This window comes from Novosphingobium guangzhouense, from assembly GCF_002896965.1.
GTDB lineage: Bacteria > Pseudomonadota > Alphaproteobacteria > Sphingomonadales > Sphingomonadaceae > Novosphingobium > Novosphingobium guangzhouense.
Genome location: NZ_LYMM01000002.1, coordinates 82,303 through 103,273 on the forward strand (window position 1 = coordinate 82,303; position 20,971 = coordinate 103,273).

A 20,971-nucleotide genomic window follows, 5' to 3' on the forward strand; every position below is an offset into this window, starting at 1 on the left:
CGACCCGCCGCAGCGCCTGTTGATGGGGCCGGGGCCGATCAACGCCCATCCGCGCGTGCTGCGCGCGATGAGCGCCGACCTGCTGGGGCAGTTCGATCCTGAGATGACCGGGTTCATGAATCAGGTCATGGCGCTCTATCGCCCGATTTTCGGCACGCAGAACCGCTGGACGATGCTGGTCGACGGCACCGCGCGCGCCGGGATCGAGGCGGCGCTGGTCAGCCTTGTTTCGCCCGGCGACGTGGTGCTGGTGGTCAACTTCGGCCGTTTCGGCCTGCTGCTGACCGAAATCCTCCAGCGCATCGGCGCGATCATCGAGACGGTGGAGGCGCCGTGGGGCGAAGTCGTGCCGATGGATCGCATCGCCGATGCCATCGCCCGCTGTCATCCCAAGATCGTGGCGACCATTCACGGCGATACGTCCACCACGATGGCGCAGCCGCTGGAAGGCTTCGGCGAGCTGTGCCGGCAGGCTGGTGCGCTGTCCTACGTGGATGCCACCGCGACTATCGGCGGCATGGAACTGGCGGCAGACCGCTGGGACGTGGATATCGTCACCGGCGGCCTGCAGAAGTGCCTGGGCGGCCCCTCCGGCTCGGCCCCGATCACCATTTCCGACCGCGCTGCAGAGCATATCGGCAGGCGTCGCCATGTGGAGCAGGGCATCCGCAGCGCCGGAATGGTGGACGGTGCGGGGCCGCGCATCGGCTCCAACTATTTCGATCTGGCGATGATCATGGACTACTGGTCCGAAAAGCGCCTGAACCACCATACCGAAGCGACATCGATGCTCTACGCCGCCCGCGAATGCGCGCGCATTGCGCTGGGTGAAGGGTTGGAGGCGCGCTATGCCCGCCATGCCTCGGCAGGCCGGGCGATGACGGCGGGCCTGCGCGCGATGGGCCTGACGGTGTTCGGCGACGACCGCTATCGCATGACCAACGTGACCGGCGTGTACATCCCCGATGGCGTGGATGGCGAAGGCGTGCGCAAGGCCATGCGCGAACTGTTCGAGATCGAGATCGGCACCGCCTTCGGCCCCTTGCAGAGCAAGATCTGGCGCATCGGCGCGATGGGCTACAATGCGATGAAGCACAAGGTTCTGCTGACGCTGGCGGCGCTGGAATCGTGCCTGCGGATGCAGGGCTTCGCGCTGCCCGCCGGTGAGGCAGTGACGGCGGCGATCGGGGCATGGCCGGAAGGCCAAGGCGCATGAGCCCGCGCGATCTTGCCGGCTATGGACAGACCCCGCCGGACCCGCAGTGGCCGAACGGCGCGCGCGTGGCGGTGCAGTTCGTTATCAATTACGAGGAAGGCGCCGAGAATTCGGTGCTGAACGGCGACAAGGGCTCCGAGACGTTCCTGTCCGAGATGGTTGGCGCCGCCAGCCACCCTGACCGGGCGATGGCAATGGAAAGCCTCTACGAATACGGCAGCCGCGCCGGGTTCTGGCGCCTCCACCGCCTGTTCACGGAGCGCGGTCTTCCCGTCACCGTGTTCGGCGTGGCGAAGGCCATGGAGATGAACCCCGATGCGGTGGCGGCGATGCTGGCGGCCGACTGGGAGATCGCCAGCCACGGCTTGCGCTGGATCGACTATCAGTATCAGCACGAAGACGTCGAACGCGCTCACATCGCAGAAGCCATCGCGCTGCACGAAAAGCTGACCGGTCAGCGCCCGCTCGGCTGGTATCAGGGGCGTACCTCCCCCAATACTGCGCGGCTGGTGGTGGAAGAGGGCGGCTTTGCCTACGATGCCGACAGCTATGCCGACGATCTGCCGTATTGGGATACGCAATATGGCAGGCCGCAGCTGATCGTGCCCTATACGCTTGACGTCAACGACATGAAGATCGTGGCGCTCAACGGCTTTACCGAAGGCGAGCAGTTCTTTCGCCATATGCGCGATACCTTCGACCAGCTGCGCGAAGAGGGCGGGCGGATGATGTCGGTCGGCCTCCATGCGCGGATTGCGGGCAAGCCCGGTCGTGCGCGCTGGCTGGCGCGGTTCCTCGATCATGTCATGGCCAGCGGCGATGCCTGGGTGGCGCGGCGTATCGATATCGCGCGGCACTGGATGGAGGTGCATCCTCATGCAGATCAATGATCCGGTGCTCCTCGCCGAAGTCACCCACGCGTTCCATGCTTATGAGACGGCACTGATGGCGGACGATATCCCGGCGATGGATGCGCTGTTCCACGATGCCCCCACAACCAACCGCTACGGCGTGGGCGAAGTGTTGTACGGCATTGAGGAAATCCGCGAGTTCCGGAAGGGGCGCGGCGGCTCTCCGCAGCGCAAGCTGGGCCGCGTTGCGATCACCGTCTACGGCGACAGCTTCGCCACGGCCGACGCCGAATTCTTCCGCGAAGGTTCCGATCGAAGGGGCCGCCAGACGCAGTCCTGGGTGAAGTTCCCTGAAGGTCTTTTCGGCGGCTGGAAGGTCGTTTCCGCCCATGTCAGCCTTGAAGGGACTACATCGTGACCGCCCTGTTCGAACACAGCCCCTGGGTAGAGGCACGTGCGGATGCGCTGCCGTCCACCGGCGATCGTCACGCCGATCTGATGGCGGTGATGTACGCGGCCACCGCTGAAGAGCAGCTTGCGCTGATCCGCGCTCACCCTGAACTTGCGGGCAAGGCGGCGATCGATCGCACGCTGACCGATGCCAGCACGGCCGAGCAGGCCAGCGCCGGGCTCGACCGTTTGACGCCGCTTGAATACGCCGAATTTCACCGCCTGAACGCGCTTTATCGCGATCGCTTCGGCTTTCCCTTCATCATCTGCGTGCGCCTGACCGACAAGGCTGGTATCCTTGCGGCAATGGAACGCCGCCTTGCGAACGATCGCGAGGCCGAAGTGGCGACGGCGCTGGAGCAGATCGGCGAGATCGTCCGCCTGCGGCTGGAAGACATGACATGACTGACAAGATCGGCCTTCCTGCGCTTGAGGCGCAGCTTGCCCGCGAACTGGAGTTGATCGGCTTCGCACGGCCCGAATGGGTGCGCCCGCGCACGCTGGACGGTGCGGCGGTGCTGGATGTCGCGGTGATCGGCGGTGGCCAGTGCGGCCTCTCCGCCGCGCTTGGCCTGCGCCGCGAAGGCGTGACCCATGTGCGCGTGTTCGACGAGAACGAGGCCGGGTTCGAAGGGCCGTGGGAAACCTATGCGCGCATGGTCACGCTGCGCACGCCCAAACACTTGAACCCGATCGATTTTGGCGTGCCTTCGCTGACCTACCGGGCATGGTGGGAAGCTCAGTATGGGCTTGCGGGCTGGAGCGCGGTGGACAAAATCGCGCGCGGCGACTGGATGGAATACCTGCGCTGGTATCGCCGGGTGCTTGACCTGCCGGTGGTCAACGGCGCGAAGCTTGAGCGGATCGAGCCTCTGCCCGATCTGGGCCTGCATCGCCTGCATTTTGCGGGCGGCACGGTGGAACATGCGCGCAAGGTCGTGCTGGCCACCGGTATCCAGGGTGGAGGCGAATGGCACACGCCTGCCATGGTGCGCGAAAACCTGCCCCGGCACTTGTGGGCGCATACCAGCGAGCCGATCGATTTCGCTGCGCTGCACGGCAAGCGCATCGGCGTGCTGGGCGGGGGCGCTTCCGCTTTCGACAACGCCAACTTCGCTTTGATGCAGGGCGTGGCAGCGGCCGAAGTGTTCATGCGCCGCAAGGAACTGCCGCGCATCAACCCCATCCGTTTCATGGAACGCGTGGGCTTCACCGCCCGCTATCCCGCGCTGGACGATCAGACCAAGTATGCCGCGATGGACGCTTTCCTCGGCCACAACCAGCCGCCGACGAACGACACGTTCGAACGCGCGGCATCGTGGCCGGGCTTTGCGCTGCACCTTGGCGCGCCGTGGCTGGACGTGAAGGAACATGACGGCCTCGTGCGCGTCACGACGCCGCATGGGGTGCATGATTTCGACTTCGTGGTGATCTCTACCGGCTTGCTGAGTGATCCGGGCCTGCGCCCCGAACTGGCGGATGTCGCGGATATCATCGCCCGCTGGTCAGACCGTGTGAGCCCGCCGGGCAAGCGCAACGCGCTGATCGATGCGCATCCCTATCTTGGCAGCGCCTTCGAATTCCTGCCGCGCGATGGTGTGGACGGCGCGCCGCTGCACGGGCTGTTCGCGTTCAATTATTCGGCTCTTGTCAGCCTTGGCCTTTCCGCCTCGGCTCTCTCCGGCCTGCATAATGCCCTGCCGCGTCTGGTGAAGGGGATTGCCGACCAGTTGTTCCTTGATGACCGGGAAGCGCTGGTGGCCGACTTCCTCGATTACGATGAGCACGAATTCCTTGGGGAATGGCCCCGTGCCAAGGAGGCCGCCGCATGAGCAGCCTGTCCACCCACGTCCTCGACACCACGCACGGTTCACCCGCGACCGGCATTTCGCTGTGCCTGGAAACCGGTTCGGGCACGATCCTTTTCACCGGCGAAACCAATGGTGACGGACGCTGTCCCGGCCTGCCGGCGCTACCTACGGGATCCTATCGCCTGACATTCGCGGTTGCCGCCTATTTCCGGGGCAAAGGGATCAAGTTGCCGGAGCCGCCTTTCCTCGATCACGTGTCGATCGACTTCGGCATCGCCGATCCTGACGGGCATTACCACGTGCCGCTACTTGTCTCTCCCTTCGGCTATTCGACGTACCGGGGGAGCTGACGTGGCGGTGCGTTTTCTTCTCGACGGTGAAATGGTCGAACTGGACGCGGTCGATCCGACCGCCACGGTGCTGGACCATCTGCGCTACACGATGCGCCGCACCGGTACCAAGGAAGGCTGCGCCGAGGGGGACTGCGGTGCCTGCACGGTGCTTGTCGGTTCGCTGGAAGGCGATGAACTGGCATGGCGTGCGGTCAATTCCTGCATCCAGTTCCTGCCGATGCTGGACGGCAAGGCGGTGATGACCGTCGAAAGCCTCAAGGATGTGGGCGGCGCGCTCAATCCGCTGCAGGAGACGATGGCCTGCAACGGCAGTTCGCAGTGCGGGTTCTGCACGCCGGGCTTCGTCATGTCGCTGCACGGCCGCACCATCGGCGCGCGCGGGTGCGAACTGCCTGTGGAGGATGTCATCGCGGGCAACCTGTGCCGCTGCACCGGCTATGGCCCGATCATCGAGGCGGGAGAGGCTGCGGCGCCCTTCGCGCAGGACGATGCGGCGGTCGTCACCGCCCTTCGGGGGCTGCAGGGCAGCGCTTCGGGCGAATGGCAGGGACGCCGCTGGTTTGCGCCGCGCTCTGCGGACGAACTTGCCCGCCTGCTGGCCGAACATCCCGATGCGCGTATGATCGCCGGGGCAACCGATGTGGGCCTGTGGGTGACCAAGGGCTTGCGTGATCTGGGCACGGTGATCTTCCTGGGCGGGATCGCGGAACTGGCGGTGATTGAAGAAAGCGCCGATGCTCTGACGCTTGGGGCCGGGGTGCGCTATGCCGATGCCCATGCTGCGATGGCGCGGCTGCACCCTGAGCTTGGCGAACTGGTGCGCCGCATCGGCGGGCTGCAGGTGCGCAATGCCGGGACCGTGGGTGGCAACGTGGCCAATGGCTCGCCGATCGGTGATGGGCCGCCCGCGCTTATTGCGCTTGGCGGCGAACTTACGCTGCGCAGCATGGCAGGGCGGCGGACGATGCCGCTGGAGGATTACTTCCTTGGCTATGGCAAGCAGGACAGGCAGCCCGGAGAGTTTGTCGAATCCATCCGCATTCCGCGCCCATCGGCGGATGCGGTGATCCTGATTTCCAAGCTTTCGCGCCGGTTTGACAGTGATATTTCGGCCGTCTGCGGCGCTTTCATGCTGCGGGTGGAGGACGGTGTGATCCGTGACGCCCGCGTGGCCTTCGGCGGCATGGCTGCAACGCCAAAACGGGCCGCCCGGTGCGAGGATGCGCTGCTTGGCCAGCCCTTTGCCGAAGCCACCTTCGCCACAGCGGCGGAAGCATTGAAGGCGGATTTCGATCCGTTGACCGACGTGCGCGGCTCTGCGGCCTATCGTGTGGAAGCTGCCGCCAACTTGCTGCGCCGTCTCTGGCTGCGCTCGCAAGGGGTTGCCGTAGCGGTGCTGGAGGCGCTCGATGGCTGAGCGTGATCCTGCCTGGAAGGTATTGCCCAAACCTTCGCATCCGCACGACAGCGCCCGGCTCCACGTTGCGGGCGAGGCGCGTTATGCGGACGACCTGACCGAACCTGCCGACATGCTGCACCTTGCGTTCGGTCAGTCGAGCGAGGCGCGCGCGCGCATTGTCTCGATGGATTTGTCGAAGGTGTTGGCTTCCCCCGGCGTCGTTGCGGTCTACACCGCTGCAGACATTCCCGGCGCGAACGACGTCAGCCCCTTTGCCGGCGACGACCGCCTGCTGGCCGATGGCGAAGTGCTGTGCCATGGACAGGCCGTGTTCCTTGTCGCCGCGACCAGCCAGCGCGCGGCCCGCATAGCCGCGCGGCTGGGGCAGATCGAATATGAGCCGCTGCCCGCTGCGGTAACCGTCGCCCAGGCGCAGGCTGCCGGATCGCATATCGAACCCGCGCAGCGCATGGCGCGAGGAGATGCAGCCGCTGCACTTGCCGCCTCGCCGCACCGGCTGTCCGGCCGTTTCGCGATGGGCGGGCAGGATCACTTCTACCTCGAAGGGCAGGTCTCGGTGGCGACGCCGGGAGAGGACGGGCAGGTCCATGTCCTGTGCTCCACCCAGCATCCGAGCGAGGTTCAGCACCTTGTCGCGCATATGCTGCATGTGTCTTCTGCCGATGTGACGGTGGAAGTGCGGCGCATGGGCGGTGCGTTTGGCGGCAAGGAAACGCAGGCCGCGCTGTTCGCTGCCGCCGCAGCGCTGGTCGCCAGCAAGACCGGCCGACCCGCCAAGTTCCGCTGCGATCGTGATGACGACATGGTCATGACCGGCAAGCGGCATCCCTTCGAGATCGCGTATCAAGTCGGCTTCGACGATGCGGGCCATCTGCTGGCGCTGTCGCTGCATCTTGCCTCGGCCTGCGGGGCGACGGTGGACCTGTCTCCCGCGATCAACGACCGCGCAATGTTCCATTCGGACAACTGCTACTTCCTGCCGGATGTCGAAGTCGTGTCGGAGCGGCTGAAGACCAACACCGTGTCGGCCACCGCCTTCCGTGGCTTCGGCGGGCCGCAGGGCATGCTGGCGATCGAACGCGTCATCGATGACGTGGCGATGGCACTGGGCCTTGATCCGCTCGACGTCAGGGTAGCCAATCTCTACGGGCCGGGGCGTGAGACCACCCCTTATGCGATGACCGTTGCCGACAACGTCGCGCCGCAGATCATCGCCCGGCTGCGCCAGACCGCGCGCTATGACGAGCGGGCGCGCGCGGTGGAGGCGTTCAACGCCGCCAATCCGGTACTCAAGAAGGGTATCGCGCTGACGCCGGTGAAGTTCGGCATCAGCTTTACCACGACCCATCTCAATCAGGCCGGTGCGCTGGTTCACGTCTACGCGGACGGGTCGATCCAGGTGAACCATGGCGGCACCGAGATGGGGCAGGGCCTCTATACCAAGGTCGCGCGGGTGGTGGCAGACGTCTTCGCGGTGCCGATGGAAACCATCCGCATCACCGCGACGCGGACCGACAAGGTGCCCAACACATCGGCTACGGCAGCCAGTTCGGGCGCGGACCTCAATGGCATGGCGGCGCACAATGCGGCAATGACGATCCGCGACCGGCTGACCACCTTCCTTGCCCGCACATATGGGCTGGAAGAGGGAGCCGTGCATTTCACCCCCGGCGGCGTGATCGTCGGTGCGGAGACGCTGGATTTCGGGCAGGTCGCGCGCAAGGCGCATATCGGTCGCATCTCGCTGTCCTCCACCGGGTACTACGCGACGCCGGGGATCGAGTACGACCGTTCGGTCTTCAAGGGCCGTCCGTTCTACTATTTCGCCTATGGCGCGGCGGTAAGCGAAGTCGTGATCGACACTCTGACCGGAGAGCACAAGGTGCTGGCCGTGGACATCATCCATGACGTTGGACGGTCGCTGAACCCGGTGATCGACAAGGGCCAGATCGAGGGCGGCTTTATTCAGGGGCAGGGCTGGCTGACGACCGAGGAACTGGTCTGGGATGGCAAGGGCCGTTTGCTTACGCATAGCCCTGCGACCTACAAGATTCCCACCGCGTCCGACCGACCGAAGCACTTTACTGTGACGTTGTGGGACGGTGAGAACGTGGAGCCGACGATCAATCGCTCCAAGGCGGTGGGCGAACCTCCGTTCATGCTGGCGATCTCGGTGTTTTCGGCGCTCAACCGCGCGGTTGCGGCGACCATGCCGGACAAGCGCGCGCTGCCGCCGCTGGATGCTCCCTGTACGCCCGAGCATATTCTCAAGGCCATCGCGGCGCACAAGGCGGCCGTATGAGCCAGTGGATTGGCTGGCTGCGGCGGCTGGACCGGACGGTCCCGACCGCGATGGTTTCCGTGCTGGCCAGCGAAGGCTCGGCCCCGCGCGGGGCGGGTACGCGGATGCTTGTTACCGCGCAGGGGCAGGAAGGGACCATCGGCGGTGGCCAGCTGGAATACCGCGCGGTCGATCAGGCGCGGGCGATCCTTGACCATCCTCCCGGCACATGGCGGGTGCAGGACTATCCGCTTGGCCCGCTGCTGGGGCAATGCTGCGGTGGCCGGGTGCGCGTGCTGGTGGAGCATCTCGATGTCGATGCGCTTGACTGGCTGCATGATGCCGAGCCCGGCCGGATGCTGGCGACCCGGTTTTCCGAAGATGCGCTGGAACGCCGCGTGTTCGACCGTGAGACGGCCACGCGCCAGTCCGCGCGGGGTGACAAGCCCGAAGTGGGTGCCCGGATCGTCGAGCCGGTGGGCGAGCGGCCACGGCCGGTCTATCTGTTCGGCGCGGGTCACGTTGGGCAGGCCATCGCCCGGCACATGACGGGGCTTCCGCTGCAACTGGCGTGGTTCGATACGCGGTCCGAGCAGGCGCATATCGATGGCGTCACCGTAGTGCCGGAAGAAGAGATCGCATATTGCGTGGCCGAAGCACCGGCGGACGCGGCCATGCTGATCCTGACCCACGACCACCCGCTGGACTATCACCTGACGCTGGCGGCGCTGGGGCGCGATCCTCTTGCTTTCGTGGGGCTGATCGGCTCATCCACCAAGATCGCCCGCTTCCGTTCACGACTGGCCGCGGATGGCATCCCACCCGAGGCACTGGAGCGCCTTACCGCGCCCATCGGCGTGCCCGGCGTCTCCGGCAAGGAGCCGGACGTGATCGCCATCGCCGTTTGCGCGCAATTGCTGCAATTGAGAGGACTCTGATGATCCGCGCCTACCGCGCCGAATTGCTTTCGGTCGCGCATGATCCCCGCGACGCGGCCGATGCCGTTCGCCACGAACCTGACGGCCTGCTCGTCGTGGAGGATGGCGTGGTCATCGCGCGCGGCGCCTACGCCGACCTTGCCGATACTTATCCCGATGCCGAAGAGCTGCCCGGCCTGGTCGTGCCCGGTTTCATCGATGCCCATGTCCACTATCCCCAGACCGACCGTATCGCATCCTATGGCGAACAGCTGCTCGACTGGCTCGACAAGCACATCTTCCCGGCTGAAAAAGCCTTTGCCGACAAGGCTCATGCTGATGCCGTGGCGGCGTTCTTCCTTGATGAACTGCTGCGTAATGGCACCACCAGCGCGCTGGTCTATCCCACGGTCCACGAGCAATCGGTGGACGCCCTGTTCGAAGCGGCGCTGGAACGGCGCATGCGCATCGTTTCAGGCAAGGTGCTGATGGACCTTGGCCCCGACGGGCTGCAGGACACCGTCACCTCCGGCCGTGCGCAAACAGAGGCGCTGATCCGCCGCTGGCGCGGGCGCGGCAGGCTTGGTTATGCGGTGACGCCGCGCTTTGCGCTGGCTTCCAGCGATGCGCAGCTTGCCGATGCGGGGGCGTTGCTGGCCGAGCATCCGGATGTGCTGATGCACACGCATTTATCGGAAAACGTCCATGAAGTCGCCGCCGTCGCCGCCCGTTTCCCGGACAGCGCGGATTACCTCGACGCTTACGACCGGTTCGGGCTGGTCACGCCGCGTTCGGTCTTTGCGCACGGCATTCACTTGTCCGACCGGGCCTGCACGCGCCTGCATGAAAGCGGCGCGGGTGTGGCGGTTTGCCCATCGTCCAACCTGTTCCTGGGGTCCGGGCATTTCAATTTCGGTCAGGCGGACCGCCATGCGCTGCGCCTTGGGCTTGGCACCGATATCGGCGCGGGCACCTCATTCTCCATGCTGCGCACGGCGGGCCTTGCCTATCAGGCGGCACTGGCGCGCGAAGACCGGCTGGACCCGTTCCGCGCGCTGTACCTCGCCACGGCAGGCAGCGCGTCGCTGCTGCACATCGCAGACCGGGTAGGCGCACTGGAAGTGGGGCAGGAGGCGGACTTCGTCGTGCTGGACAGCGCCGCCACGCCGCTCATGGCGCGGCGCACGGCAAAGGAAAACGGCGGGGCCGACCTTGCCACGCGGCTCTTCGCACTCCAGATCCTTGGAGACGAGCGCGCCATTTCCCGTACTTACCTGCTGGGCGAATGCGCGTACAAAAGGACACCATGACCGATCTTTCCCAGTTTATCGCCGGCCTGCCCAAGGCCGAACTGCACCTGCACATCGAAGGCAGCCTTGAGCCCGAACTGATGTTCGAACTGGCGCAGCGCAACAATGTCGCCATTCCCTACGCCTCGGTGGAGGAGGTGCGCGCTGCCTATGACTTCTCGAACCTGCAGGACTTCCTCGACATCTACTATGCGGGCGCGGACGTGCTGCGCACGCGGGCGGATTTCCACGACCTTGCGATGGCCTATTTCGCCCGCGCCGCTGCGGACGGCGTGGTCCATGCAGAGATCATGTTCGATCCGCAGACCCATACCGATCGCGGCATTCCCTTCGCGGAAGTGATCGAAGGGCTGCTTTCGGCCATGGCGGCGGCAGAGGCCGAATACGGACTTACCTCGCAACTGATCCTCTCGTTTCTGCGCCACTTGTCGGAAGAGGCGGCGTTCGCCACGCTGGCGATGGCCGAACCCTGGCTCGACCGGATCACGGCGGTGGGACTGGACAGTTCGGAAGTCGGCCATCCGCCTGCCAAGTTCGCGCGCGTCTTTGCGGCGGCGCGTGAAAAGGGCCTGAAGATTACCGCCCACGCCGGAGAAGAAGGCCCGCCCGCCTACGTGCATGAAGCGTTGGACCTTCTTGGCGTCGATCGCATCGATCACGGCAACCGCGCGCTGGAGGATGAGGCGCTGGTTTCCCGCCTTGCAGCAGAGGAAATGACGCTGACGGTCTGTCCGCTGTCCAACCTCAAGCTTTGCGTGGTGAACGACCTTGCCGATCACCCGCTGGACCGGATGCTGGCCAGAGGGTTGAAGGCGACCGTGAATTCCGATGATCCGGCCTATTTCGGCGGTTACGTGGCCGACAATTACCGTGCCGTGGCACAGGCGCGCGGGCTTTCCCGTGCCGATCTGGTGACGCTGGCGCGCAACAGCTTCACCGGCTCGTTCCTGCCGGCCGAAGCCGTTGCGCGGCATGTAGAGCGGCTGGAGGCTTACGCGGCAGGGTGAGCGCCAACTGGCGCGCCGCGCTTGACCGCAGCAATGTCCTGACGGTCCTGGCCGCATTCGATCCGCGTGTGGCCGGGACGTTTCCGTTGGGCATCGATGTGCCGGGCAGCGATATCGACGTCCTGTGCCATGCACCTGACGCCCATGCCTTCGCGCGCGTGGTGTGGGGGGCGTTCGCGGGTGCGCAGGGCTTTGCGATGCACCAGTGGGCGCACGATGAACGGGCCGTGGTGGCGGGGTTCACGATTGCGGGCGTGCCGTTCGAACTGTTCGGCTCGCCGGTGCCGGTTGATGCGCAGATGGGCTGGCGGCATTTCGAGATCGAACGTCGCCTGCTTGACGAGCGGGGCGATGATTTTCGCGCATCGGTGATGGCTGCGCGGCGTCGGGGGATGAAGACCGAACCCGCCTTTGCGCACGTGCTGGGGCTGGAGGGTGACCCTTACGCGGCGCTTTTGCGTATGGCGGATGGGGCTTCGACAGGCTGATCCTGCCCAAGCCCCATCGGGCCGACCTTAGACGTCCTGCGCGCCGAGCCAGTGCTCGTTTTCGGGCGGGACGAAGTTGACGATGCGGTCGATCATCGTTTCGGGATCGCTTTCCACCAGCAGCATCGCGCGGTGGCGCGGCTGGAGGAAGCCTTCTTCCACCACGTTGTCGATGAACTGGCGCAGGCCCGAATAGAACCCGTTGACGTCCAGCAGGCCCACCGGCTTGTTATGGTAGCCCAGCTGGGTCCAGCACCAAGCCTCGAACATTTCCTCGAACGTGCCGATGCCGCCGGGCAGGGTGACGAAGCCGTCCGAAAGGTTGGCCATCATCGCCTTGCGTTCGTGCATGGTCTTGACGACGTGAAGCTCGGTGATGCCCTGATGGTCGTGTTCGCGCGCGCGCAGGGCTTCGGGGATAACGCCGATGACTTCGCCGCCAGCCGCGCAGGCCGCGTCCGCGACCACGCCCATCAGGCCCACCATGCCGCCACCGTAGACGAGGCCGATGCCGCGCTTGGCAAGCAGGGTGCCGAACTGGTGCGCGGCTTCACGGTACAGGGGGTTAACGCCTGCGGACGATCCCAGATAGACGCAGATCCGCATGATCAGCCAAGCCTTTCAGGAACCGAGCGCGCTTCCTCGACGATGGCGTCCTTGGTGCCGACCGACTCCCAAGGGAACACGAACCAGCGCTTGTCCTCGTCACGATCGATGGCGTCGACGTAAAGTTCGGCGACGGCCTTGGAGCGGGTGTTGTTGATCATCACGGCAAAGCGCAGGTTGCCATGGTCGCAGCCGCTGTCGCCCAGCAGGTTGCGGATATATTCGATGGTGCCGCCGCTGTCGTTGATGTCGTCCACGAACAGCAGGCGCCGTCCTTCCGCGCTCATGCCGGCAACCTTGCCGAGCAGCTCGTCGGCGAAACCGGGAACCTTGGCCGAATGGTCGATCGACAGCATCGGCAGTTCCAGCTGGTGCGAGATGTAGACCGCGGGCACCAGGCCGCCGCGGCCGACGCCGATGATGAATTCGGGCTGCCATTCACTTTCGCGGATCTTGCGCGAAAGGATGCGGACTTTGGCAAGGAAGTCCTCGTAGTATTCGAGGTAATGCAGTTGGGGTTCGGGGTTGTGGCTCATGCGGAGCGAATCCTGTCCGGCGATGTCGGGAAAGTCCCGCGAATATCGCCTGCCTGCGTTCAGGGCAATCGCCTGCGAAGCCGTTTTACCCGCCGGGCCGCATGGATTCGAGATAACTGAGCCTGGAAAAGCCGTTCTCGATCTCGCTCAGCACGATGCCGGCGGCATAGGACGGCGTGCGCGCGGAGTTGGTGCAAAGCGCCAGCGTCATCGGCCGAAGCATGGCATCGGAGATGCGCGTGAAGGAAAGCTGCCCGGCCTGCACCTCGGTAATCACGTCGAGAGAGGACAGGATGCCGATGCCAAGGCCCTCCTGTACCAGTGAAGTTATCATCTGGATGTTGTCGGACGTGGCCTTGCGGTCCATCTCCATCCCGGTTGCGCCTTCGAGCACGGAAATCTGCTGGCTTACCGCCAGAGGTTCGGAGGGCAGGATCAGCGGCAGGCCGGTACATGCAGTGAAGCGCGCCTCGTCCTGCAGGCCAAGCGGATGGCCCGCCGGCGTGACGAAGCCCAGCACCACTTCCACGAAAGCGCGCACGTTGAGATCGCGGTAGCTCTGCGGTTCGAACATGATGCCGAAATCCGCATCGCCATTGGCCACGGCTTTGCGCACCTGATCGTTTTCCAGCACTTTCACGTCCACGGTGATGCCGGGATAGCGCTCGTTGATGGAGCGGATCGCGGCAGGGATGTGGCCCTTGGCCAGTGCCTCGATCACCGCCATTTCCACGTGACCGCGTTTCAATCCGCGCAGATCCTCTATCTGGGCGCGGATATCCTGCATGTTCTTCTGCCAGCGGTTGCCCGCCGCCATCATGATTTCGCCCGCTGCCGTCAGCCGCAGGCCGGTAGGCAGGCGTTCGAACAACGGAGTGCCGATGTCGGCCTCCACGTTGAGGATCTGGCGGGCGATCGCCGAAGCCGAGACATTGAGTTCGTCGGCGGCCTTGCGGATCGATCCGTGACGGCCAACGACCATGAAATAGCGCAGAAAACGGGAAAAGGCGGGCATGGCGACTTCAGACCTGCTCTAATTTTTGCAACGGACTGTGGGATTCATTGAGTTTGCTAGCACTATCTCCTGTGCCGTACCACCGCTAGCAATACTGCAAGGTGCGATCCGACGGCCGCGATTTCCCGATCCTCTCCCTACAGGGGGATCGTTGATCGCCGGAGCCGCGCTTTTTGGTAAGGGGCGCGCCGGTGCCGGGTGAATCCACCGAACCTGCGTGGCGCGCCCCCATTCTCGGGGTTCAAGTTTACTATGATTTCTGTTCGATCCGGCCGCCCCATGAGGGCTTCCTTGCGTGCGCTGGCGCTTGCCGCAGCGGCGGGCCTGCTTGCGCCTGTCGCCGTGTCGGCCGCAGAGCCGGCGTTGCCGGAAATTCCCAAGGTTGCGCCGATCCCGGTGAAGGTCATCGTCGTCGCCACGTTCGAACCGGGCGAGGACAAGGGCGATGCCCCCGGCGAATTCCAGGCCTGGGCCGAGCGTGAGCATCTGGACGAGGTGATCCCGGTCAAGGGCACGCTTCACCCGCTGCGCCGCAATGCCGATGGTCTATATGGGATGGTCTGGGGCAGCCTGGACACGCTGATCGGCAGCGTTTCGGACCAGCTGACCGCGCTGCTCATGGACCCGCGTTTCGATTTCACGAAGACGTACTGGCTGTTCACCGGCATTTCCGGCGTCGACCCGCAGCTTGCCTCGGTCGGCAGCGCGGCATGGTCGCGCTGGGTGGTTGATGGCGACAAGCTGCGTGAATTCGATGACCGCGAAGTGCCCAAGGACTGGCCCTATGGTCTCTTCGCGATCGGCGCCGACAAGCCCAACACGCTGCCCAAGGCGACGGAGGACTTCGCCGGCTTCACCGATACCCGCAAGCTGGCGATGTCGGCAGAGCTGAACCAGGGTCTCGCATACTGGGCCTATGGGCTCAGCAAGGACGTCAAGATCCCGGATTCGCCCGAACTGCAGGCTGACCGTGCCCGTTGGAAGGGCTGGCCCAATGCCCAGAAGCCGCCGTTCGTGCTGATGGGAGAGACGCTGGGCGGCCTGCGTTACTGGCATGGCCCCAGCCGCACGCAATGGGCGCGCGACTGGGTAAAGCTGTGGACCGATGGCAAGGGTCGCTTCGCCATGACCAACATGGAAAGCCAGATCCAGCAGGGCTCGATCCTGATCGCGGCCAAGAACGGGCTGGTGGATCCCAATCGCGTGATGGTGCTGCGTACGGGCTCCAACCCGTCGATGCCGCCGCCGGGTGTCTCGGCGGTGGACAGCGTAGCCAACGAAGGCGCGGGGCAGAAGGCTGCGTTCGAAGCGAACTACCTTGTCGGTGCGCCGGTCGTGCATGAACTGCTCAAGCACTGGGACAAGTACGAAAACACCGTGCCGGTGGCCCCCGTACCGTGAGGCGCCTTCTATCAACCCTGCTGACGACGCTGGCCCTTCCGCTTGCCGCTCCGGCGGCACATGCGGATGAGGCGGCGGCTTCGGCCATGCTTGATGAGATGGCAGGCAATGCCGGGCGTTTGCGTGTGTTCCTGCAGGCGATGCCCAAGGGCGGCGACCTGCACAACCACCTTGGTGGTTCGGTCTATGCGGAGGATTTCCTCAAGGTCGCGGCTGCCAAGGGCATGTGCGCGGACGCGGGCATCACCCGCATCGTGGCCGGTCCGTGCCCGGAAGACCTGCAGATCGGCCGTATGGCCGAGAAGGATCCGTTCACTTATGCAAGGCTGATCGACGCGATTTCCACGCGCGGCTTCCAGAAGGGGATCGGCCCGGCGCTGGTTTCCGGGCACAACCAGTTCTTCTCCAGCTTTCGCAAGTTCGGACCCGCCGCCGAAGGGGAGGATGCGCGCTGGCTGGCGGATGCCTTCGCAAGCGCCGGGCGCAACAACCTTGTTTACGTCGAACTGATGCACAACCCGGACAGCACGATCCCGTTCATGCTGTCCGCCCCCGATGGACCGCTTGACGCCGAAGGCATCGCAGCCGCTTACAAGCGCGATCTTCCGGCGGCTCAGGCGCTGGTGGCCCCGGCAATGGCGGAAGTGGACAAGGAAGAAGCCTTCGCGAAGAAGCGCCTGTCCTGCGGGGCCAAGGCGGCCGATCCCGGCTGCGATGTGGCGATGAACTACATCTACTCGGCCATGCGCGGCTTGCCGCCGCAGGTCGTGTGGCGGTCGATGCTGGCGGGCTTCGTGCTGGCAGACAAGGATCCGCGCTTTGTCGGCGTGAACATCGTCATGCCCGAGGACGATCCTGTTGCCCTTCGCGACTATGACCTGCACATGGCGATGTTCCGCTTCCTTGAGGCGAAATATCCCAAGGTGAAGGTCACCATGCATGCGGGTGAACTTGCGCTTGGACTGGTGCCACCCAAGGATCTTGAGGATCACATCGGCAAGGCCGTCGCCTCGGGAGCGCGGCGCATCGGGCATGGCGTGGATATCGCCTACGAGGTCAACGCGCCCGAAACCCTTGCCCGCATGGCGCGTGAGGGCGTGGCGGTGGAGATCAACCTTACCAGCAATGCCGTCATTCTCGGCGTGGAAGGCGGGGTCCATCCGCTGCACCTCTACCGCTCGATGGGGGTGCCGGTGATGCTTTCCACCGACGACGAAGGCGTGCTGCGGTCGGACATGACCAACGAACATGTCCGCGCGGTGCAGCAACAGGGGCTGCATTACGCCGACCTCAAGGAACTGGCGCGCAACAGCCTTGAATATTCCTTCGCGCCGGGCGCCAGCCTGTGGGCGGGCCGCCGTTATGGGGACGCGGTGGCGCCATGTGCGGCGGATTTCGCCGCCGCATCCTGCAAGGCGTTTCTCGTGAAGAACGAGAAGGCCATGCTGCAGGCGCGGCTGGAAATGAATTTCGACCGGTTCGAGCGTTCGCTGGACCGGTTCAAGAACAAGAACGGCGCGGCGGGGGACTGATCCCCCGCCGCGATCGCGGATGCCGGCCGTCAAAGCAACGGGGCACCGTCAACAGGGAACTGCCAAGAGAAGTGCGGGAGAGGAGGGACACCACAGCACATAGCGGGGGCACAGACATGCCCGCCGCGTAAAGGGGGCATACCATGAGGGAAATGATCCGCTTCACCACGCGCAAGACGGTATTGGCCGCAAGCGCGCTGCTTTCCTGCACAGCACTCACCACACCCGCCTTCGCTCAGGACGCCCAGAGCGACACCAGCGAGGATGGCAAGGACATCGTAGTCACCGGCTCGCTCGGTGCGCTGCCGATCGAAGGTGTCGGTTCCGTCTTCGGGTTCGACAAAACCGTGACCGAGACGCCGCGCGCGATTTCCACCATCAGCACCGAGCAGATCGAACGCTTCGGCATCACCGATATTTACGATCTGGTCGCGCAGTCGCCGGGCACGTTCACCAACTCGTTCTTCGGTGTCGGCGGTGCGCTCGATATTCGCGGCACGCCGGGCGAAGTCTATTTCCGTGGCATGCGCCGTCTCGACAATCCGGGCAACTATCCGACCCCGATCGCCGCGTCCGACCGCATCGATATCGTGCGCGGCCCGGCATCGCCGATCTATGGCCCGTCGAAGACCGGCGGCTACATGAACTTCGTGCCGAAATCAGCGCGCGTGCAGGGCGGTTCGTACCTCGCAAGCCCCGAGGGCAAGATCAGCTACACCGGCGGTTCCTGGTCGCGCAACGACCTGTCGGCGGAAATCCGCGGCCCCGGCAAGCTGGGAACGCAGGAATTCGGTTACAGCCTCTATGGCGAGATCGAGGATTCGGGCAGCTACTACGATAACATGTCGACCAAGCAGACCATTCTGCAGGCCGCGTTTGACACCGATATCACCCCGAACCTGCGGTTGGAATTCGGCGGAATGTACCACCGTTATCGCGGTCAACAGAACGGCGGCTGGAACCGCCTGACGCAAGACCTTGTCGATAACGGCACGTATATCACCGGCGCAGCGCAGTCGCTGGACTTCGATGGCGACGGGCAGATTTCGGCCGCGGAAATCCGTTCGATCGGCGGCGCCAACTACATGTCGCCTTTCGCACTGTCGCCCACCGGCTTCACCGATGCCAGCTTCGATGCCTATCCGCTGCTGGCACTGACCGATACCGGCACCACCAAGCTGAGCCGCAAGAAGACGCTGACCGGCCCGAACGACCGGCTGGATAACGATGCGACCACGCTTTACGCCGACCTTATCTGGACCGGCCCCGGCGATATCGAGATCAAGAACCAGCTGTTCTACGACAGCTATGAAAACATGAACGAGAATGCTTACGGCTTCTCGCAATTCCACGATTCCTACGTGATCGAGGACAAGATCGTCGTCTCCAAGACGTTCGAGAACGATGCGGGCAAGTTCGCGTTCCAGCTGTCTCCGTCGATCCGATACACCAATTTCAAGCACGGCGAGGACTTCACTTACGAATACTTCCACCGTGTCGACCTGGCCGTGGGCTACACGCCGGCAAGCGACCGCCTGTTGTCTACCGAATGCGACTGCGACTACACCAGCTACGTCAGTGGCCATTACACCGATATTGCCTTTGCCGGGCTTGCCGACCTCGACTTCAAGTTCGGCCTCGATATCACGCTGGGCGCGCGTTACGATCGCATCAAGGCGGTGTCGAACTTCAACATCCCCAAGATGGAATTCGCACCCGACATTCCCGGTGCGTCGGACAGCAAGGGGGCCTGGTCGTGGTCGGCAAGCGCCAACTACAAGCTGCCTTTCGGCCTGATCCCTTACGCCACGATCGCCCGCCAGTCGGTGGTGATCGCCGGGCAGGGTGCCGAAATCGCGCCTGAGAATATCGCAGGCGGCACCTTCATCACCGCGTCCAAGCTTTACGAAGGCGGACTCAAGGGCAGCTGGCTGGACGATCGCCTCTACGCGGCGGTCTCGGTCTACAAGCAGAAGCGCACCGACTACAACGCGCAGTCCTCCACCGTGAACCAGGCGGTTGAGACAAAGGGGCTCGAAGCAGAAATGCGCTGGGCGGTGGACGATCACCTGTTGATCACCGGCGGCTACACCCGCACCAAGGTCTACAACCTCAGCTTCCTGGAAGCGGGCAGCACGTTCAGCTTCCTGGGTATCGAGGATCTGGTGAACGTCACCGATCCGACGCTGTACCTGGGCGGCCAGCCGGGCGGCCTTATTCCGATCCCGGACAAGGAAGCATCCCGCCGCGCGGGCATTCCGACCAACCTCTATTCGCTGACGGCGACGTATGCCTTCGACAACGGCATCGCGCTGACCGGCAGCATGGTGAAGGTGGATTCGGTCTATTCCGGCCAGTCGCGCGCGGTAAAGCTGCCCGCCTACACCCTGTTTGACGTGGGCGCCTCGTTCGAGACGGGACCGTTCCTGTTCCGCCTTGTTGTGAAGAACGCCACCAACGAGAAGTATTTCCGCGCCAACTTCACCGAACTGTTCGGTTCCACCATCGTGCTGCCGGAACGTCCGCGCAGCTTCCAGGGGACGATTTCCTACAAGTTCTGATCCCCCCGAGGGGGAGCGTCGGCTATGGCCGGCGCTCCCTTCTTCCTCGGATACTCATCGAAAGGTTCATCATGCGCTCCCAGACGCTCGCGACCCTCCTGGCGGGCGCTATGCTTGCCACGGCCGCACCGGCGTTCGCCGCCGACGCACCCGCCTCGGCATCGGCTTCGGTTCCCGCCTCGGTTTCCGCTTCCTCCGTCACAGATTGCGATCCCGGTGCGCCGTGCGATCATCCGCTGCCGGTCAAGGTGGTGATCGTTTCGCTGTTCGAGATCGGCAAGGACGAGGGCGACGTCGCGGGAGAATTCCAGCTATGGAAGGCGCGCCGGGGCCTGACCCAGCGCATTCCCTTCCCGCAGTCGTTCCACGATCTTTACTACAATCCCGAAACGCAGGTGCTGGGCATGGTGACCGGGATCGGCACCGCGCGTTCCACGGCGGCGACGATGGCGCTTGGCCTCGATCCGCGCTTCGATCTGAGCCAGGCGTACTGGCTGGTCGCGGGCATCGCCGGCATCGATCCCGAGGATGCCTCGATCGGCTCGGTCGCCTGGGCGCGCTACGTCGTCGACGGCGATCTTGCGCACGAGATCGACGCTCGTGAAATCCCGGCCGACTGGAAGACCGGCTACTTCGCCCGCAACACCAAGGGCCCGAACGACAAGACCGCCAGGCCCGATCCTTCGGGCGGGGAGATGTTCCAGATCAACCCCAGCCTTGAAAAGTGGGCGTATGATCTGACGAAGAATATCGAACTGCCCGATAGCCCGGCAATTGCCGAGGAGCGCGCCAAGTTCGTCGACTATCCTCATGCACAGGAAGCGCCCTTCGTGCTGGAAGGCGATACGCTGTCCGCCATGACCTTCTGGCACGGCGAAAAGCTGACCGACTGGGCCAACGACTGGGTCCGCTACTGGAGCGGTGGCAAGGGCGAATTCGTGACTTCGGCGATGGAGGATACCGGGGTCATGCAGGCGATGACCTACCTCGACAACGTGGGTCGCGCTGACCGCGATCGCGTGCTGGTAGTGCGCGCCGGGTCCAACTTCACGATGCCCCCGCCGGGCGTCGATGCGGCGACGTACCTGCTGCGCGAGAACGAGGGCTATGCGGGTCTGGAGGCAGCGGTGGAGAACCTCTACACCGTGGGTTCAAAGGTGGTGGACGAACTGCTCGGCAACTGGGACCGTTACAAGGACGCCACCCCCTGATAATG

At 64.5% G+C, this 20,971-nt stretch carries 19 protein-coding genes; 16 read left to right on the forward strand and 3 right to left on the reverse strand.

Going from position 1 to position 20,971, the window contains the following annotated elements; genetic code table 11:
• The first annotated feature begins 22 nt into the window (after window positions 1-22).
• From A8V01_RS01860 to A8V01_RS01915, 12 genes are read left to right on the forward strand one after another with little or no spacing between them, the layout of a single operon-like run.
• A complete protein-coding gene (locus tag A8V01_RS01860; RefSeq protein ID WP_170065820.1) occupies window positions 23-1,216 on the forward strand; it encodes a pyridoxal-phosphate-dependent aminotransferase family protein in 1,194 nt (397 codons plus the stop codon).
• Window positions 1,213-2,106 carry an allantoinase PuuE gene (puuE, locus tag A8V01_RS01865; protein ID WP_103094264.1) on the forward strand — a complete coding sequence of 298 codons (894 nt, stop codon included), beginning with the start codon at window positions 1,213-1,215 and terminating at the stop codon, window positions 2,104-2,106. The genes A8V01_RS01860 and puuE overlap by 4 nt, the downstream gene beginning before the upstream one ends.
• Complete coding sequence (gene hpxZ / locus A8V01_RS01870) at window positions 2,093-2,485, forward strand: oxalurate catabolism protein HpxZ (RefSeq protein ID WP_103094265.1); 393 nt, start codon at window positions 2,093-2,095, stop codon at window positions 2,483-2,485. The genes puuE and hpxZ overlap by 14 nt, the downstream gene beginning before the upstream one ends.
• Window positions 2,482-2,922, forward strand: a complete 441-nt coding sequence (gene uraD, locus A8V01_RS01875) for a 2-oxo-4-hydroxy-4-carboxy-5-ureidoimidazoline decarboxylase (protein ID WP_103094266.1) — start codon at window positions 2,482-2,484, stop codon at window positions 2,920-2,922. The genes hpxZ and uraD overlap by 4 nt, the downstream gene beginning before the upstream one ends.
• The gene (locus A8V01_RS01880) at window positions 2,919-4,349 is read left to right on the forward strand and encodes an FAD-dependent oxidoreductase (protein ID WP_103094267.1); all 1,431 of its coding nucleotides are present in this window, start codon (window positions 2,919-2,921) and stop codon (window positions 4,347-4,349) included. The genes uraD and A8V01_RS01880 overlap by 4 nt, the downstream gene beginning before the upstream one ends.
• Window positions 4,346-4,678, forward strand: a complete 333-nt coding sequence (uraH, locus tag A8V01_RS01885; protein WP_211294934.1) for a hydroxyisourate hydrolase — start codon at window positions 4,346-4,348, stop codon at window positions 4,676-4,678. Before A8V01_RS01880 ends, uraH begins: the two co-directional genes overlap by 4 nt.
• 1 nt (window position 4,679) lies before the next feature.
• Window positions 4,680-6,098, forward strand: a complete 1,419-nt coding sequence (xdhA, locus tag A8V01_RS01890; protein ID WP_103094269.1) for a xanthine dehydrogenase small subunit — start codon at window positions 4,680-4,682, stop codon at window positions 6,096-6,098.
• Complete coding sequence (gene xdhB / locus A8V01_RS01895) at window positions 6,091-8,403, forward strand: xanthine dehydrogenase molybdopterin binding subunit (RefSeq protein WP_103094270.1); 2,313 nt, start codon at window positions 6,091-6,093, stop codon at window positions 8,401-8,403. Before xdhA ends, xdhB begins: the two co-directional genes overlap by 8 nt.
• Window positions 8,400-9,320, forward strand: a complete 921-nt coding sequence (gene xdhC, locus A8V01_RS01900; RefSeq protein ID WP_103094271.1) for a xanthine dehydrogenase accessory protein XdhC — start codon at window positions 8,400-8,402, stop codon at window positions 9,318-9,320. The genes xdhB and xdhC overlap by 4 nt, the downstream gene beginning before the upstream one ends.
• Window positions 9,320-10,609, forward strand: coding sequence for a guanine deaminase (guaD, locus tag A8V01_RS01905; RefSeq protein ID WP_103094272.1), 1,290 nt, complete (start codon window positions 9,320-9,322; stop codon window positions 10,607-10,609). The genes xdhC and guaD overlap by 1 nt, the downstream gene beginning before the upstream one ends.
• On the forward strand, window positions 10,606-11,616 hold the full coding sequence (locus tag A8V01_RS01910) for an adenosine deaminase (protein ID WP_103094535.1): 1,011 nt from the start codon (window positions 10,606-10,608) through the stop codon (window positions 11,614-11,616). The genes guaD and A8V01_RS01910 overlap by 4 nt, the downstream gene beginning before the upstream one ends.
• Entirely contained in the window at window positions 11,613-12,104 is a 492-nt protein-coding gene (locus tag A8V01_RS01915; protein ID WP_103094273.1) for a DUF4269 domain-containing protein, read from the forward strand. The genes A8V01_RS01910 and A8V01_RS01915 overlap by 4 nt, the downstream gene beginning before the upstream one ends.
• Before the next feature lie 27 nt (window positions 12,105-12,131).
• Here A8V01_RS01915 and A8V01_RS01920 read toward each other — a convergent pair whose 3' ends face one another.
• The 3 genes from A8V01_RS01920 to A8V01_RS01930 form a co-directional block, all read right to left on the reverse strand.
• Window positions 12,132-12,710 carry an LOG family protein gene (locus A8V01_RS01920; protein WP_103094274.1) on the reverse strand — a complete coding sequence of 193 codons (579 nt, stop codon included), beginning with the start codon at window positions 12,708-12,710 and terminating at the stop codon, window positions 12,132-12,134.
• Between the two features lie 2 nt (window positions 12,711-12,712).
• Window positions 12,713-13,246, reverse strand: a complete 534-nt coding sequence (locus A8V01_RS01925) for a phosphoribosyltransferase (protein ID WP_103094275.1) — start codon at window positions 13,244-13,246, stop codon at window positions 12,713-12,715.
• 85 nt (window positions 13,247-13,331) lie between these two features.
• Window positions 13,332-14,261, reverse strand: coding sequence for a LysR family transcriptional regulator (locus A8V01_RS01930; protein ID WP_103094276.1), 930 nt, complete (start codon window positions 14,259-14,261; stop codon window positions 13,332-13,334).
• A 279-nt stretch (window positions 14,262-14,540) separates the two neighbouring features.
• On the opposite strand from A8V01_RS01930, the gene A8V01_RS01935 reads away from it, so the two are divergent.
• The 4 genes from A8V01_RS01935 (at window position 14,541) to A8V01_RS01950 (ending at window position 20,966) form a co-directional block, all read left to right on the forward strand.
• Window positions 14,541-15,662 (forward strand): purine nucleoside permease, encoded by a 1,122-nt coding sequence (locus A8V01_RS01935; protein WP_170065808.1) that lies wholly within the window; start codon window positions 14,541-14,543, stop codon window positions 15,660-15,662.
• Window positions 15,659-17,194, forward strand: coding sequence for an adenosine deaminase family protein (locus A8V01_RS01940; protein ID WP_245892261.1), 1,536 nt, complete (start codon window positions 15,659-15,661; stop codon window positions 17,192-17,194). The genes A8V01_RS01935 and A8V01_RS01940 overlap by 4 nt, the downstream gene beginning before the upstream one ends.
• 143 nt (window positions 17,195-17,337) lie before the next feature.
• Window positions 17,338-19,755 (forward strand): TonB-dependent siderophore receptor, encoded by a 2,418-nt coding sequence (locus tag A8V01_RS01945; RefSeq protein WP_103094277.1) that lies wholly within the window; start codon window positions 17,338-17,340, stop codon window positions 19,753-19,755.
• 71 nt (window positions 19,756-19,826) lie between these two features.
• Window positions 19,827-20,966, forward strand: coding sequence for a purine nucleoside permease (locus tag A8V01_RS01950; protein ID WP_245892262.1), 1,140 nt, complete (start codon window positions 19,827-19,829; stop codon window positions 20,964-20,966).
• Window positions 20,967-20,971: the final 5 nt, after the last annotated feature.